Source organism: Aquimarina algiphila (assembly GCF_947494415.1).
GTDB lineage: Bacteria > Bacteroidota > Bacteroidia > Flavobacteriales > Flavobacteriaceae > Aquimarina > Aquimarina algiphila.
Genome location: NZ_CANLVC010000015.1, coordinates 23,974 through 39,937 on the forward strand (window position 1 = coordinate 23,974; position 15,964 = coordinate 39,937).

14 protein-coding genes are annotated in these 15,964 nt (G+C 31.0%); 5 read left to right on the plus strand and 9 right to left on the minus strand.

Annotated features, from left to right (window positions below; genetic code table 11):
- Position 1: 1 nt before the first annotated feature.
- The 4 genes from PQF96_RS27690 to PQF96_RS27705 form a co-directional block, all read right to left on the minus strand.
- Positions 2–1,603, minus strand: coding sequence for an alanine/glycine:cation symporter family protein (locus tag PQF96_RS27690; protein ID WP_109434853.1), 1,602 nt, complete (start codon positions 1,601–1,603; stop codon positions 2–4).
- Between the two features lie 99 nt (positions 1,604–1,702).
- Complete coding sequence (locus tag PQF96_RS27695) at positions 1,703–2,719, minus strand: potassium channel family protein (protein WP_109434852.1); 1,017 nt, start codon at positions 2,717–2,719, stop codon at positions 1,703–1,705.
- The gene (locus PQF96_RS27700; protein ID WP_035085698.1) at positions 2,716–2,937 is read right to left on the minus strand and encodes a PspC family transcriptional regulator; all 222 of its coding nucleotides are present in this window, start codon (positions 2,935–2,937) and stop codon (positions 2,716–2,718) included. The genes PQF96_RS27695 and PQF96_RS27700 overlap by 4 nt, the downstream gene beginning before the upstream one ends.
- Before the next feature lie 29 nt (positions 2,938–2,966).
- A complete protein-coding gene (locus PQF96_RS27705) occupies positions 2,967–4,247 on the minus strand; it encodes a DUF2851 family protein (protein ID WP_271770243.1) in 1,281 nt (426 codons plus the stop codon).
- 170 nt (positions 4,248–4,417) lie between these two features.
- Between PQF96_RS27705 and PQF96_RS27710 the strand changes: the two genes are divergently transcribed.
- Positions 4,418–5,275 carry a peroxiredoxin family protein gene (locus tag PQF96_RS27710; protein WP_271770245.1) on the plus strand — a complete coding sequence of 286 codons (858 nt, stop codon included), beginning with the start codon at positions 4,418–4,420 and terminating at the stop codon, positions 5,273–5,275.
- Between the two features lie 359 nt (positions 5,276–5,634).
- On the opposite strand, the gene PQF96_RS27715 is transcribed toward PQF96_RS27710, so the two are convergent.
- From PQF96_RS27715 to PQF96_RS27725, 3 genes are all read right to left on the minus strand, one after another.
- On the minus strand, positions 5,635–6,615 hold the full coding sequence (locus tag PQF96_RS27715) for a helix-turn-helix domain-containing protein (protein WP_109434849.1): 981 nt from the start codon (positions 6,613–6,615) through the stop codon (positions 5,635–5,637).
- A gap of 151 nt (positions 6,616–6,766) precedes the next feature.
- Entirely contained in the window at positions 6,767–8,128 is a 1,362-nt protein-coding gene (locus tag PQF96_RS27720; protein ID WP_109434875.1) for a pyridoxal-phosphate dependent enzyme, read from the minus strand.
- 93 nt (positions 8,129–8,221) lie between these two features.
- Positions 8,222–9,463 (minus strand): ABC transporter permease, encoded by a 1,242-nt coding sequence (locus PQF96_RS27725; RefSeq protein ID WP_271770247.1) that lies wholly within the window; start codon positions 9,461–9,463, stop codon positions 8,222–8,224.
- 89 nt (positions 9,464–9,552) lie between these two features.
- Between PQF96_RS27725 and PQF96_RS27730 the strand changes: the two genes are divergently transcribed.
- The 4 genes from PQF96_RS27730 (at position 9,553) to PQF96_RS27745 (ending at position 13,915) form a co-directional block, all read left to right on the plus strand.
- Complete coding sequence (locus PQF96_RS27730) at positions 9,553–10,746, plus strand: exo-beta-N-acetylmuramidase NamZ family protein (protein ID WP_244299737.1); 1,194 nt, start codon at positions 9,553–9,555, stop codon at positions 10,744–10,746.
- 65 nt (positions 10,747–10,811) lie between these two features.
- Positions 10,812–12,962 carry a tetratricopeptide repeat-containing sensor histidine kinase gene (locus PQF96_RS27735; RefSeq protein ID WP_271770249.1) on the plus strand — a complete coding sequence of 717 codons (2,151 nt, stop codon included), beginning with the start codon at positions 10,812–10,814 and terminating at the stop codon, positions 12,960–12,962.
- Complete coding sequence (locus PQF96_RS27740; RefSeq protein WP_109434845.1) at positions 12,952–13,599, plus strand: response regulator transcription factor; 648 nt, start codon at positions 12,952–12,954, stop codon at positions 13,597–13,599. Before PQF96_RS27735 ends, PQF96_RS27740 begins: the two co-directional genes overlap by 11 nt.
- A gap of 160 nt (positions 13,600–13,759) precedes the next feature.
- Positions 13,760–13,915, plus strand: a complete 156-nt coding sequence (locus PQF96_RS27745; protein WP_160114061.1) for a hypothetical protein — start codon at positions 13,760–13,762, stop codon at positions 13,913–13,915.
- Positions 13,916–14,287: 372 nt separating this feature from the next.
- On the opposite strand, the gene PQF96_RS27750 is transcribed toward PQF96_RS27745, so the two are convergent.
- A complete protein-coding gene (locus PQF96_RS27750; protein WP_109434844.1) occupies positions 14,288–15,208 on the minus strand; it encodes a PorP/SprF family type IX secretion system membrane protein in 921 nt (306 codons plus the stop codon).
- Between the two features lie 3 nt (positions 15,209–15,211).
- On the minus strand, positions 15,212–15,964 hold a 753-nt coding region (locus PQF96_RS27755; RefSeq protein WP_271770251.1), incomplete at its 5' end, for a gliding motility-associated C-terminal domain-containing protein.

Here is a 15,964-nt window from a genome sequence, read left to right on the forward strand (position 1 = left end):
TTTATTTTTTTGAAGCTTTTATAGCTTCAAAATAACGTCCTAACTGTTTTTTAACTACAGGAAACAGGAAGAATAAACCTATCATGTTAGGAAAAACCATCGCAAAAATCATCGCATCAGAGAATGCCCAGATAGAATTCATACTAGCAGCAGCTCCAATAATTACAAAAGATAAAAACAACAATTTATATGTTAAATCGGCAGCTTTACCTCTTCCGAATAAAAACTTCCAGGATTGCAGCCCATAATATGACCATGAGATCATAGTAGATACTGCAAAAAGTACTACTGCAATGGTTAAAAATATATTAGAATAAGGTATATATTGTGCAAAAGCTTGAGAAGTAATCCCTGCTCCTTCATAAGCAACACCATCTATTAAGACCGCACCACTTCCATCTCCTCCATACTGGAACGCTCCTCCAGAGTTAAATATTATAATTACTAAAGCTGTCATTGTACAAATCACTACAGTATCGATAAATGGTTCTAGTAAAGCCACAAGTCCTTCACTAGCAGAGTATTTTGTTTTTACTGCAGAATGCGCAATAGACGCTGATCCTGCACCTGCTTCATTAGAGAATGCTGCTCTTTTAAACCCTACTAACAAAACTCCAATCACTCCACCTACTCCGATAGCCTTAGGATTAAAAGCTTCTGTAACAATTAATCCAAGAGCATCATCAACAAAAGAGAAATTACTAAAAATAATATACAGACATGCTAATAAATACATAATAGCCATAAACGGAACTACCTTTTCTGTAACTGATGCGATACGTTTAATTCCACCGATAATGATGATTCCTACTAAAACTGCAAGTATTATTCCAATCCAAAACCCAGCTCCTGTACTTTCTAATCCTATTAGTTCTTTTAGTACTATTGTTGCCTGGTTCGATTGCGCTGCATTACCACCCCCAAAAGAACCACCAATACAAAATATAGCAAAAATTACTGCTGTAATTTTACCTAACACTACAAAACCTTTTTCTTTTAAGCCTTTGCTTAGGTAATACATAGGTCCTCCATACACAGTACCATCTTCACCAACATCTCTGTACTGAACACCAAGAGTACATTCAACAAATTTAGTAGACATTCCTAATAATCCACAAATGATCATCCAAAACGTAGCTCCCGGTCCTCCAAGAGCAATGGCTAATGCTACTCCTGCAATATTCCCATTACCTACTGTTCCTGAAACTGCTGTTGCTAATGCCTGAAAATGACTTACTTCTCCTTCTTTAGACTCATCCCGTATGGTATCTCTAATATCTCCATCTACAGCTGCTGAGGGATCTCCCAAGCTATGACCTTCTACATCATCATATTTACCTCGTACTACATTAATAGCTTTTCCGAAATATCGAATATTAGGAAAACCAAAATACAGTGTAAAAAACAAGGCACTTAGTACTAATAATATAATAACGAATGGAGCTCCATCAAAAACTTCAAAAAAGATAATACTAGAAATTGCATCTGAAAATGGCTTAAAAGCTTCATCTATTTTCTGATCCAAACCTTTTTCTGTAGTCTCTTGTGCAAATGTTAAAAATGGAATTGTGAATGCTAACAGTGAAAGAAGAATTCTCTTCATGATAATGTGAGTTAATTAAATTTTAGTTATAAGAAGTGAGCAAGATGCTAAAAAAAACGGTCGTGTACAATTTTTAGTGAGTTAAATGTTTTGTAACAGTTAAATATTAAACTCTTTATTAAGTAAATTAATTTGCTCTGGACGTCCCAAAACTACAATCTTAGAACTTGGTCTCAAAATTGTATCTGCTTCAGGGTTTACGATATATTCGCCTTCTGGAGATTTATATCCTATAATGGTACACCCCGTTTTAGATCTCATATCAATAGTACGAATTGTCCTTTCTTTATTATCATCAAACATATCTTCGAAGGAAACCTCCTCTATATTTATTGATCTTTTACCAACAATAGAAAGATTATCCAAAAACTCTATTAAGTCAGGAACCACAACTAATGATGCCATATGATCTCCTCCAATACGATCTGGCATAATCACATTATCTGCTCCTGCCAATCTTATTTTTTTATACGATGTGTCTTGTGAGGCTCTACTTATGATTTTAAGTTCTTTATTAATTTGCCTAGCAGAAAGGACGATAAATAAATTATCAGCATCTTCTGGAAGTGTACATATTAAACAATCTGCATTTTTAATACCAGCTTCAATTAAAACATCATCTTCTGTTGCATTACCTTTAAGGAACAACAATTGATCACTCTGATACCTTTCTATGACATCATTATCTTTCTCGATAATAATAAAGGGTTTATTATAGGCTAATAACTTTACCGCCGCTTGTTTACCATTACGACCATATCCAATGATAATAATATGATTTTCGAGCTGATGTATCATTTTTTGTGTTTTTCGATATTGTACTCTTTTGGGGTCATTTTTGCTTACTATATACTCTGTAATTACAGAGACAGAATATGCAAATATAGACACACTAGTAGCGATTAGGAAGATTGTAAATAATTTGGCGTTTTCATCCAAGGGATGCACTTCACTAAATCCAACCGTTGACATCGTTATGACGGTCATGTAGAGGGCGTCTGTCCATGAATAATCAGAAAAAAACTTAAAACCTATTACTCCAATACTAATTACAATAATTAATAAAATTAAAGCAATATATACTTTTCGTCTGCCCCAATTATAAATTTTTATCATAAGTCAAATACAGAAGTTCGTTTAGTATACACCAAGTCTTTTAATTTCAACCAAAACGCCATATTAAGATATATTACAAATCCTAGTCCTGCTGTAGCAAAAGTTAAGTAAATAAAGAATAATCGTACATTCTTAGCTCGCATACCTAACCGATCCGCTAATCGTGAAGAAACATAAAATCCGTTACGTTCTAGAAAATGTCTTAAATTATAAAGCATACCGCAAAATAATTATATTAAACTAAATTCTAATCACCATTTAATAAATAATTCCCAATTGCACACTTTAAACATGCTTTTTGATCACAATATTGGTTCTTTAACTGAATCATAGCCTGAGAGTGTAGTGCATTCTCAATAGGAATTTTTAATCCTTCAAATTTATCAACAATACTATTTTTTTCTTTAGAGAGTTGAGAAATTAATTTAAAAACCTCATCATCAGGATATCGACCTATACTTCTTGCATGTAAAAATTTAATTGGAATTATAGTATTGATCAATAATAGATCTACAAAAGATTTTGTTATCCTTTTCCTTCTAATTTTTGATTCCTTTTGAAATGTATAGTGATTTTCCCAAAAACTACTTGCCTCAACACTAAACAGTGTATAGAAGTCTTCAATATTATTAATATGAATAATTGAACTAAAAAGCTGATTATTATTAAAATATAACATGGCTAATTGAGCTAATCGTATAGTAGGAAAGTTTGATGGTCTCAACCTAAAAAATTGAAAAGGTAATATTCCTTGAGTATCCAATTGAAATTTAGATTTTAAAAAAACATATTCTTTTTTAAGAGATTTGGCATACTCATTTTCATAATCTTGTTCTAAAAAACCTGCTTGACCAAAAAACAAGGCTTCTAATTTTTCACATGCTATACTACATTTCCTAAGGGTAGAAAAATCTATCGAGTTTGCTAAGCTCAAAAAAGCATCTCCGTTTACTTTTAATCCAAAATTTTTTGCCAAAAGTTTAAAAAGCACTGCTTCCCAATCATTAGCTGATTGATTTAAAAGTTCTGTTATATAACTTGATTTCTGCTCTAATCTTTCTAAATACAATCTTTCTTGCCAATTAGACAAAACAAAATTAGAAATATAAGGGAGTTGTTTTTCACATCCGATCCAGTGTTTATTACTTTCTATAAAAAGCTTTTTGTATCTATTTAATATTTCATGAGATACAAAATCCTTAAGTTGTAGTGTGGGAATTATCGTATTATCTTTTCTAAATATTTCTATATCATCTTCCCAGACTACGTGAAGAATTACATTATCATAGGCTGGATCATTTTCATGATTATGCACATACCAATCACTTGATCTGATATGAATTTCTACATTCCCTGCCCATTTCTGACCATTTATAATAAGTCGGGCATTAAAAAAATCAGGGCCTGAATGATCTGTATTATGTAATCCAACTTGTTGCAGGAGAAGGCTTTCTTCCTTTGTTGTTTTTAAATTAGAAAGTTCAAACTTTTTATACTTCCAAATGTATTGGAGTAAATCTTCTTTCATCTGTATTGCGTATTGTTTTATATTACAAATTGTAATTTGCTACTAAACATCACGGGTAGGATAAAGAAAATGTAATAGCGAATCTAAATAGTGTATGAAAATACTAAATATTATCTTAACCTTGTAAGCTCTACATTAGAACATTGACCAAATTACAAACTCCAATATAAATGAACAATATCCTTAAATCTGTTTTTATATCAATTTTCCCTGTAATTGCTCTCTATTATGCTATAGACAGTATTGTACACCTCATTAATCATAGTGTATCATATCGATATATAGGAAGATTAATCCTAGCTTCTACTATTGCTACCTTTTTTCTTTTTCTTTTTATTAAACCGGTAGCAAGAACAGATTCGAATCTAAAAAAACATACTATAAGTATTGCGGTAGGCCTTTTAATAAGTCTAATATTTGGAGGAGCTATAGAGCAAGATATACATGGTTCATTACCTAGTATTGGTTTATTTTTAGGGTGGGTTTTATACATAAAATGGTATTCAACTTTTCAAGATAGAAAAAACAATACAATGCTTAAGATTGGTAGTTATTTACCAGAATTAGAACTACAAAATATTGAAAAAAAAAGAATCAATACCTCAAAATTTATTGGTAATCCATCTATTTTTCTTTTCTACCGCGGCAACTGGTGCCCATTGTGTATGGCTCAAATCAAAGAAATTGCCTTACAATATAAAGAACTTGAAAAACGAAACGTAAACATCATATTTATCAGTCCACAATCTCATGGTCACACAAAATCAATTGCTGAAAAATTTAATTTGAATTTTAATTTTTTAGTAGACCATAAAAACAAAGTTGCTAAACAGTTAAATATTCTTTCAAAAAATGGATTGCCAATGGGTTTTCAAACCTTAGGATATGACAGTGATACGGTGATGCCAACTGTATTAATAACTAATAGTGAAGGGAAAATCATTTTTGCAGATCTCACAAATAACTATAGAGTACGCCCAGAGCCTGAAACTTTCCTAAAAATTATAGACACATATACCTCAAAATAAAATCATATTTATCTAATTGACTCCCTAAAAAAGCACATATAAAAGAGTATAAAAACACAGAAAAATATTTTAAAACCTTTCATAAAATGAGTTTAACAAGTTAAATTTCTTAAAATCAAGTTAATTCGATATAGAAATGTACTATTGGTAAGATTTTATGTATTAATGGAAAACACTACTACAATTTCATTTCTTTTCTTTGTTTGGAATTAAAAGGGAAAATTAATTCATTCAAAAAATATTAAGATTACAAAACCCTAAGCTAAGTTGAGTTTGTGTTAGGTTATTGATGGTTGTCATTTTTGACGACCATCTTTATTTTTAGACTATTTCTAAACCGCATCAATCTTTTATATGTCTTATGAATTCATATCCGGGTATATATCAAACTTATTAAAAAAAGCTTTTCTAAATTTTGAAGAATTCGAATAATTAAGAGTATCCATTACTTCTCTTATCGAAAGGCCATCACCAATGATCATATTATATGAAATCTCAAGTCTTCTATTATTAAAAAATTCTAACGGTGTCTGATTATGTATTTCTTTAAACATATTAAAAAAATTAGTACGACTCATATGTGCCATAGCTGCTAATTGGTCAACGCCAATAAATGGTTCTTGAATATTATTTCTTAAATAATTACTTACTTTATATATACTTCCAACCTGAGCACTATTAATATTAAAAGGATTGCTTTCTGTTTCCCATTTTAATACATCTTTCCAAAATGTTTCTAACAAACGTATCCCTCTGGCTATAAAATAAAGGTAATTTTCGACCTTATCTACATCAGGTTCTACAATCTGATCAAAAAGATTTGATTGTTTGTATGAAAGATAAAACTTATTAATATGCTGATGTGAATACCTAATATAGCTATCTACTCTTTCTGCCATATCATTGTTTTTCATAAAATATGGCTCGGTATAAGAGCTTTTTAACACAATCATAGTAGATTTTACTTCTGCTCCCTTTGTGATAAAAACTTGTTCTCCCTGCTGACCATCCATACATCTCATATTACCTGGTGTATAGCTATCAGAATAGGTGCTTATAATTTGATTTTTTTCTAATTGATGATCTAATGCATACTTTCTAAAATGAAGTATAATATCCTTTTCATTAATCGGTTGTCTTATGTATTCAATATCTGCATTAGCTCTGTAATTATTAACCAAGAGAAAGACTTCTGGAGATATTTTATAATATGATAAATATCCTTCTCCTATTTCGGGAGGAAAATAAATCCGATCGGTAGTACTATTCGGATCCAATTGAGACCTAAAATAGTTTCTTAATTTATCGATATCAGAAAAGTCAAATGTATATTTATGCATATTCCCTCATTTTACAACTATATTATTTTAATTAAGATCATTATTCCCTAATAAAGTTGCGCAATATATATCCAAATAAAATATAAAAACAACCCCTTTATCAGCCAATAACGCTAATAGAGGGGGTAAATTATATTTTAAATATAAGGATTTATTTTATATGACTAATTACGTCATATTTTGTAATAATATGATGCTTCCCATTATCTAAAGCAACCAGAACTGCAGGATTGCCGTTCTTAATCAACTTAGAAATTTCATCAAGAGAAGTTTTTGAAGATACAATAGGATACGGATCTTTCATAACATCCTTAATAGGAGTATTATCCATATTTTTATCATCAAGAAATGCAGAAAACAAAGCACTTTCATCTACAGAACCAACAAAACCTTCACTATCAACAACAGGAATTTGAGAAATCTGAAATTTACGCATACGCTCGATCGCGTGTGATACCAATTCTTCAGTTTTAACAGTAATTAATGGTTTTTCTATATGATCTTTTACGAGGTCATCTGCGGTAGATACTTCTTCATCAAGAAATCCTCTTTCTCGCATCCAATCATCATTAAACATCTTACCCACATATCTACTACCATGATCATGATATAAAATAACCACTACATCATCTTTAGTAAAATTTTCTTTTAATTGAAGTAACCCTTTTATAGCAGCTCCTGCGCTATTTCCTAGAAACATCCCTTCTTCTTTAGCTAGTTTTTGTGTGTATACGGCAGCGTCTTTATCTGTTACCTTGGTAAAACCATCTATAACTGAAAAATCTACATTTTTAGGTAAAATATCTTCTCCAATACCTTCTGTGATATAAGAATAAATCTCATTCTCATCAAAAACACCCGTTTCATGGTATTTTTTAAATACCGAACCATAAGTATCAATTCCCCAAATCTTAATATTTGGATTTTTTTCTTTTAGATATTTTCCTACACCAGATATTGTTCCTCCTGTACCTACTCCTACTATAAAATGTGTTACTTTACCATCTGTTTGTTCCCAAATCTCTGGTCCTGTACTTTCATAGTGTGCCAGAGCATTAGAAGGATTATCATATTGATTTACATACCATGAATTTGGTGTTTCTTCTGCTAATCTTTTTGAAACTGAATAATATGATCTTGGATCGTCTGGTTCTACATTAGTTGGGCACACCATTACTTTTGCTCCTACAGCTCTAAGAATATCCATTTTTTCTTTAGACTGCTTATCTGCCATCACACAAATTAGCTTATATCCTTTTACAATTGCAACCAGAGCCAATCCCATTCCTGTATTTCCAGATGTCCCTTCAATAATTGTTCCTCCTGGTTTTAATCTGCCATCTGCTTCTGCATCTTCAATCATTCGTAAAGCCATACGATCCTTTACAGAATTTCCTGGGTTAAAAGTTTCGTACTTTGCTAATACTAAAGCATCGACATCCTTTACCATAGCATTCATCTTAACCAGAGGTGTACCACCAATGGTTTCCAATATATTATTCGCGTATTTCACTCCAATATTTTTAAGTCTCCCAACATGGGTATTTTGCTTCGCAAAGATACAATCTAGATTATCGTTTGACAATTTTTAGGTAAGAATAACTATTTATTGAAAACGTATCGATTTGGTCGGCGATATTTTTGATATAATGTAAGAAGGAATAAGCAACATTAATAGACACAACATCATAGTTCCAATATTAAGTAATAAAACATAACTTATATCAATGTAGACTGGAGCTGTGCTCACATAATATGTTTCAGGATTAAGTCCTACTATACCATAATGTTTTTGAAGAAATAGTAATCCGACTCCAATAAGGTTTCCCCAGAATAAACCAATTAAAATTAGATATCCGGCATTGTACAAAAACATTTTTCTTATACTCCAATCACTAGAACCTAAAGCCTTTAATATTCCTATCATAGGAGTTTTTTCGAGAATCAAAACCAACAAAGCGGTAATCATATTAATTCCTGCTACCAGGATAATAATTCCGATAATACCTATAATATTAAGGTCAAATAATTTTAGCCATTCAAAAATAGTAGCATACTTTAAAGCTATGGTTTGACTATCTAATGTAGAAGGTATGTTTTCATAAATTTCCTGCCCTTTTTGATCTATACTATCAAAATCATCAATAAATACCTCAAAATTTCCAATTTCATCTGGTTTCCACTTATTCATTTTCTGAATATGTCGAATATCTGCGAAGAGAAAAGTTTCATCAAATTCCTGAAATCCAGAATTGTATATCCCAACTATTTGAAAAGCTCTTATATAAGGATTTGAATTACGCTTAGCATTTTTCTTTAAAAAATAAGTAATTGCTTTATCCCCTATAGTTAATCCTAAACGATTTGCAATATGTGAAGACAATAAAATTTCTTCATTAAGTTGATCTCCATAATTAGGTAATCTTCCTTCTATCAAATATTCTTTAAAGTAATCCCAATAATAATCTTTTCCTACTCCTTTTACTACAACTCCTTCAAAATCTGTTTCTGTGCGTATTAGTCCCATTTTGGTTGCTACTCCTTGCATATGAACTACACCATCAACATCAGTAAATTCGGGATAAAAACTCTGATTTATTGTTATTGGAATCAAGGATTCAACACTATTGTTATTATCAAAACTTGAAATTAGCACATGCCCATTAAAAGCGGCAACTTTTTCTCTTATTTTACGTTGTAAACCCACACCAGTAGCAACAGTAATCAACATCATAATCACACCTATTGCGATAGCGGATATTGCAATTTTTATGATTGGAGTTGAAATGCTACTTTTATGTTCCTTACCTTTGATAAGGCGTTTGGCAATAAAATACTCGAAATTCAAGCTTAACTATGGTTTTTATTAGAAATGCATTCAAAAATACATTTTTATTCGTTTGCACCCTTCTTATTTTTTATGGAAGTATAACAAAAATGTATTCACAGGATTTACCTGATGCACAAAACACAATAAAAAAAGATAGTATTATAGGGGATACTACAAAAATCAAATCACCTCTCGTAGGAGCAAATCAGATAAAATCGTATCTACCACTCTTACAAAATAAAAAGGTTGCTATTGTAAGTAATCAGACATCAGTAATTTTTAAAGATAGTATCACAAATCAACATTATATACATCTTGTCGATTCACTGTTATCACATAATATCAACATTCAAAAGGTTTTTGCTCCAGAACATGGTTTTAGAGGTAAAGCTGATGCAGGAGAACTGGTAGCCGATGGTAAAGATGCTAAGACGGGACTTCCTATCATTTCATTACATGGTAAAAACAAAAAGCCTTCTGCGGCCACTTTAACAAATATAGATATTGTTGTTTTTGATATACAAGATGTTGGAGTTCGTTTTTACACTTATATTTCGACATTACATTATGTAATGCAAGCATGTGCAGAAAATAAGATTCCTGTACTTATATTAGATCGTCCAAATCCTAATGCTCATTATATTGATGGGCCTACTCTAGAAAAAGAACATTCGAGTTTTTTGGGGGTCCACCCTATCCCCCTTGTACACGGTTTAACTATTGGGGAGTATGCAAATATGGTAAATGGTGAAGATTGGTTAGGAAAAGGACTAAAATGTGAAGTCACAGTTATCCCGGTAAAAAATTACACCCATACAACTCCATATAGTTTACCAATAAGACCTTCTCCTAATTTACCAAATGATAAAGCAATTAACCTGTATCCTAGTCTTGGTTTTTTTGAAGGCACAACTATAAACGCTGGTCGTGGCACTGAAACTCAATTTCAGATCTTTGGTTCTCCTGATTTAGCAATAGAAAAATATGACTATGCATATATTCCTAAACCCAATTTTGGTGCTAAGTATCCCAAACATCGAGGAGAAGTATGTTATGGAAAAGATTTAAGAAAAAGTGAATCCTTAAGTGCTATACATCTAGGATGGTTAATCAATGCTTATAATAATTCTAATGATAAAGAAAAGTTTTTCAATACCAAATCGTTCACCATTCATGCGGGTACAAAAAAGCTACAGCAACAGATTGAAGAAGGATTAAGCCCTGAAGAAATTAGAAGTACTTGGATGGAAGATCTTCAAAAATTTAAAATAAAAAGAGAAAAATATCTAATTTACCTGTAATACAAAACTGATAAAACCCCCTTTTTCAGGGGTATTAGTGTATGTAGGAATTAATACATTTGTTTATGTTGAGATTTTTACGAAAACTGATAGTATATCACTTCTTTATATTCTGCCTTGTACTGAAAGCACAGATAAAAGAAGATACATTCTCACGCCCTTCTGAAAGCTTAAAAACGGAATATAGAGAGAAAAAACGCATTGAAGAAGCTTATAATCTACTCAAAAACAACAAAGAAAAAGAAGCGTATAGCATTGCACATGAATTACTAAAAAAAACACTTGACAATCGTTCTAAGACCAGTGTTAATTTACTCTTAGGGTATTACTTTAATTCAAGACAACTAATTGACTCCTCTTTATTCTACACTAACAACGCCTTAAAAACTAATAGGTTAAATAAAAATGACTCATTAAAAAACAGAATTTATGGTTTAGGCTATAATTTACTTGCAGTCAACTATAAAAGACGAGGGTTATTAGAGGAAAGTAGAAAATGGCATCGTAAAGGGATTGATGTTTCTCACAAATTTAAAGAGGAAAACATTTATTACACTCACACTCATGGGCTTGCACTTATACAAAGTGAAATGGGAGATTATAAAAATGCATTAAAACTATTTAAAGAATGTTTAACCTATAAAGAAGATCCAACAATCACATATGGAAGTTACATCAATATCGGAAGTATTTATGCAAAACTTAATGATTACAAATCTTCTAACGACTATTATCAAAAAGCCTTAAAACTTAGCCAACAAAAAGAAAATTACCATGCTATAACTGTTATCAAAATGAACTTGGCTTTTAATTATCAGGAACAAAAAGACATGGAAAAAGCTACAGTCTTATACAATGAGGCAATCCTATTATCAGAAGAAAAAGAATACAAACACCTTTCACTAATCGCTCGTCTTAATATAGGAAGTGTGTATAAAGACCTTAAGAAATATGACGAAGCAGAAATTGCTTTTTCTTCTGCATTAAATGAAGCAATTGAGCTAGGCTATCTTGATGATCAAAAAGTAATATATGATAATTTAAAAGATATTTTTATTGCTCAAAACGATTATAAAAACGCATTTAAATTTGTAACCAAGGCATTTAAAATCAAGGATTCTATTAATAAGCTCCAAAGCGATAAAGAGATTGATGAACTCGAAGTAAAGTATAAAACGTTACAAAAAGAAAAAGAAATAAAAGTACTACAAGTAGAAAATTATAATCGAAAATTAGAACTTAAAAACCAGAATGAGGCCATTAAAAACCTCAAATTGCAACAAGAAGTGCAAAAAAAAGAAAATGAAAACAAAATTTTATCCTTTCAAAATGCTTCAGAAAAAAAACTGAATGAAATTACTTTGTTAAAAAAAGATCAGGAAATTCAGGAAACTAAATTAATTAGACAAAAAGGTATTAAAAACACAATTTTGTATTCTTTTTTAATACTTCTTGTACCTGTTATTGGTTTATTGGTTACATACTATCAAAAACTTCAAACTCAGAGTGAACTAAACAAAAAGCAAGAAGAAATTAGTGGACAAAAAATTTCATCATTACTTAAAGATCAGGAACTTAAACTTATTAAAGCCTCAATAGAAGGTCAGGATAAAGAAAGAAAACGTATTGCCCAAGAACTACATGATAGTATTGGAGGAAATCTGGCAGCTATAAAATTACAACTTAACAATCCCACTAATAGCAATAAAGAAGATTACTTAAAAACCATTAACTATCAAATAGATGACACCTATGAGCAAGTGAGAAGCCTTTCTCATAATTTAATTCCTAAAAAATTTAGTAAAAATAATTTCTGTGATGTACTTGAAGAATATTTTAGTAATATAGGAAAAAGTAGTAGTCTTACTACTTCTTTTGTAGTATACCCCAGAATTGAGATTGATTTCTTAGAAGAAATATTACAAATCGAAGCTTTTAAAATTATTCAAGAGTTAATCACCAATACAATCAAACATTCAAAAGCTTCCTCTGTAGAGCTACAACTAAATCTGGTAGACAATGTATTAAGTATTCTATTTGAAGATAACGGGATTGGCTTTAATCCAAATAACAATAATGACGGAATAGGTTTTGAGAATATAAAAAGTAGATTAAACAAAATTTATGGTACTTTTCACATTGATTCAAGAATTAACAGAGGTACCATTATAAATATAGAAATTCCAACTTTAACCACAATTGCAAATGAAATATAATTTAATTATCGTAGACGACCATAAAATGTTTTTAGATGGTTTACTTAGTATACTTAATTCAGAAAATGAGTATAATATTTTACTAACCGCCAAAGATGGAAAACACATAGCAAAATATCTAGAAATCAATCCAGATGAAAGAGTTGACCTCATTATCACAGATATTTCTATGCCAGAATTAGATGGTATTGCTCTCAATAAAATCATAAAAGATAGAAAGAAAAACACAAGAACTCTTGTGGTTAGTATGCATAATAATGCGGACATGATTGATAACCTCATTGAGCATGATGTAGATGGGTATGTTCCTAAAAATGCAGAAAAAGAAGAACTTTTAAAAGCAATAAAAACAATCCTGAAAGGAGAGAAATATTTCTCAAAAGAAATAAAAGATATCTATCTGGAAAACAAGTTCTCTAAAAAAAGACAAGAAGAAATTAAACTTACTCAAAGAGAAATTGATGTTATTACTCTGATAGCACAAGAACACACTACTCAGGAAATTGCTGATAAGCTGTTCCTAAGTAAGCATACTATCGAAAGTTATAGAAAGAACCTTATCGCAAAACTTAATGTAAGAAACCTGGCTGGACTTACTAAGTATGCATTAAAAATGAAGTACATCAAAAATGGATAATCTCAGCATGTTTACCTACAATTTCAAAATGGATAAAAACTCTTGTAACCCGCTGTTTTTCACTGAAATCAGGTTTTTGTTTCACTGGAAATAGGGTGATTATCCTTGTCAATATCGCCTAAATTTATTGTAGAAAATTATATTAATTAAATCTACAATTATGGTGAAATTAACATTCGCACAGCTCGAAGAGCAGGGAAAACAAATTCTAAGTAAACAATCATTGTCTAAAGTATATGGAAAAGGAGGTGCAAAGAGACCAATTTTTGATCTTCCTGGTCCTTCTCCAGTATATCATGAAGATGAAATAGAATAAGATTCTTCCTTTAGTAAAAAAGACCGCCTTTTCAGGCGGTCTTTTTGTATTATTATTTGTTTACATCATTTAATTTTTAAGTATTTTTAAAGTGAGTTAAAAGAATATATTAAACTCAAATGATTTTGAAAACAAATTAAAATGAAAAGTTATGGTGAACTTAACAATCGAACAGCTTAAAAATTAAGAAAAATAAGTTTTAAACAAACAATCCTTATTCAAAGTATATGGTGGTGGCGGAATCAAAAGACCTATTTTTGAAGTTCCAAATCCTTCACCTGTATAGTAAAAGAAAGATGTATTCTTTAATTAAAAAAGCCATTACACGACGTATAATGGCTTTTATCAGTTTTAAGGTTTTGATTATTATTTCTACATAAAACCATTTCCAAAACGATAACTTAATACAATTCCATGTGTATTATTTATGGGCGTACTTTTTAACGTCTGATTATAATTATATAATACTCTTAAATGATTAGAAACATAGAATCCAGCAAGAAAATTCATTGAAGAATTCGTTCTATATCCTGCTCCAACTTCAATTTTGTTTTTATAATTAACCTTAGTATTAAAATCTGCCTGAGTTGGTGCTCCAGAAACATACTTAATGAGTACACTAGGATTTATCATAACTTCTTCAAAACGGGTTGCAAAAAAACGATATCCGGCATAAGCATAATAGGGACTTTCTATATTTACATTATCTTCTGAGGATAATGAGTCTCCCAATAAATTAGGTGCTGAAACCCCCACATAAATACGTTCTCTATTGTACAGTATCCCTATCCCTAAAGTGGGTATAATCGTATTAATGTTATTTGCAAAGTTTGGATCATTCTGAATACCTAGTTCTAACAGGTTTTCATCATAGATCATTACTCCTCCTGTTATTCCAAAAGATAATACGTTGGGATTATAAGACCACCATCTAGCACGATTATAATTATGATCAAAAAACAATTTATAAGAATATGCCCCAAAAAGGCTTGTTGCAGTCGTGACTCCAACCTGATCACTATACACACCAGCTCCAAGTCCAACATTTTCTGAACCTAATGGAGAGTTAAATGTTAATCCAATATTTCTTGGACTTCCGTCTATTTGATTTAAGTATCCTCTGTTGGTAATTGTAACATCTGCATCTGGATAAAACCCTGCATGTGCTGGATTTATGATCACAGTATTGTAGTCATAGTTTGCAAAAACCGGAGTTTGTTGTCCAAATATTGGACATAAAATCCCTTTTGATAGCATTACAGCTATCAACATTATTATATATTTTGTTTTCATGAATTAACGTTTTAAAACAAGGAATCCTGTTTCTTTTTTCAAATTATGAGCTCCTTCAATTTTTATATCAAAGAAATATGTCCCTTCTGGTAATTTATCCCCTCCTAAACTTCTCTTTCGGTTTGCAATTCCCCTAAAAACTCTTGAAGTATTATTATAACCATCAACTTCAAAAACTAAATCTCCCCATCTATTATATATCAATACTTTGTTATTGGGGTAATTATCGATACCATCAATCTCCCAATATTCATTGATACCATCATCATCAGGAGAAAATCCATATCTTGTTTCGTCCTCTTCTAATGGAGTTACAAATACAGTAACCATATCCTCTGCAGTACATCCATCACTACCAGTAAAAAGCAAAGTATATGTTGTAGTTTCCGTTGGATTTGCTATTGGATTTACTATGCTGCTATTATTTAAACCTTCAGAAGGCGACCAAATCAATGTACCAGGATTTGAAACCATAGCATTTAATTGTATTTCTTGTCCTTCAACGATTTCCTGATCTTCTCCTGCTTCTATAGTACATATTGCAAGGTCATTATCTTCTATAACAACATTTTGGGTCGTAGTCACTCCAAGAGTAATACCTGATGATGGATTACTAATCGTTAGTGTGGCCGTTTCTGTACCTTCTACATCAGTATCGTCAACAATAGTAAAAGTTACTGTACCTGTAGTCATACCATCAGCAATAGTAATCGTAGTACCACTTAAAGTAAAATCTGTGGCTGTAATTCCGGTTCC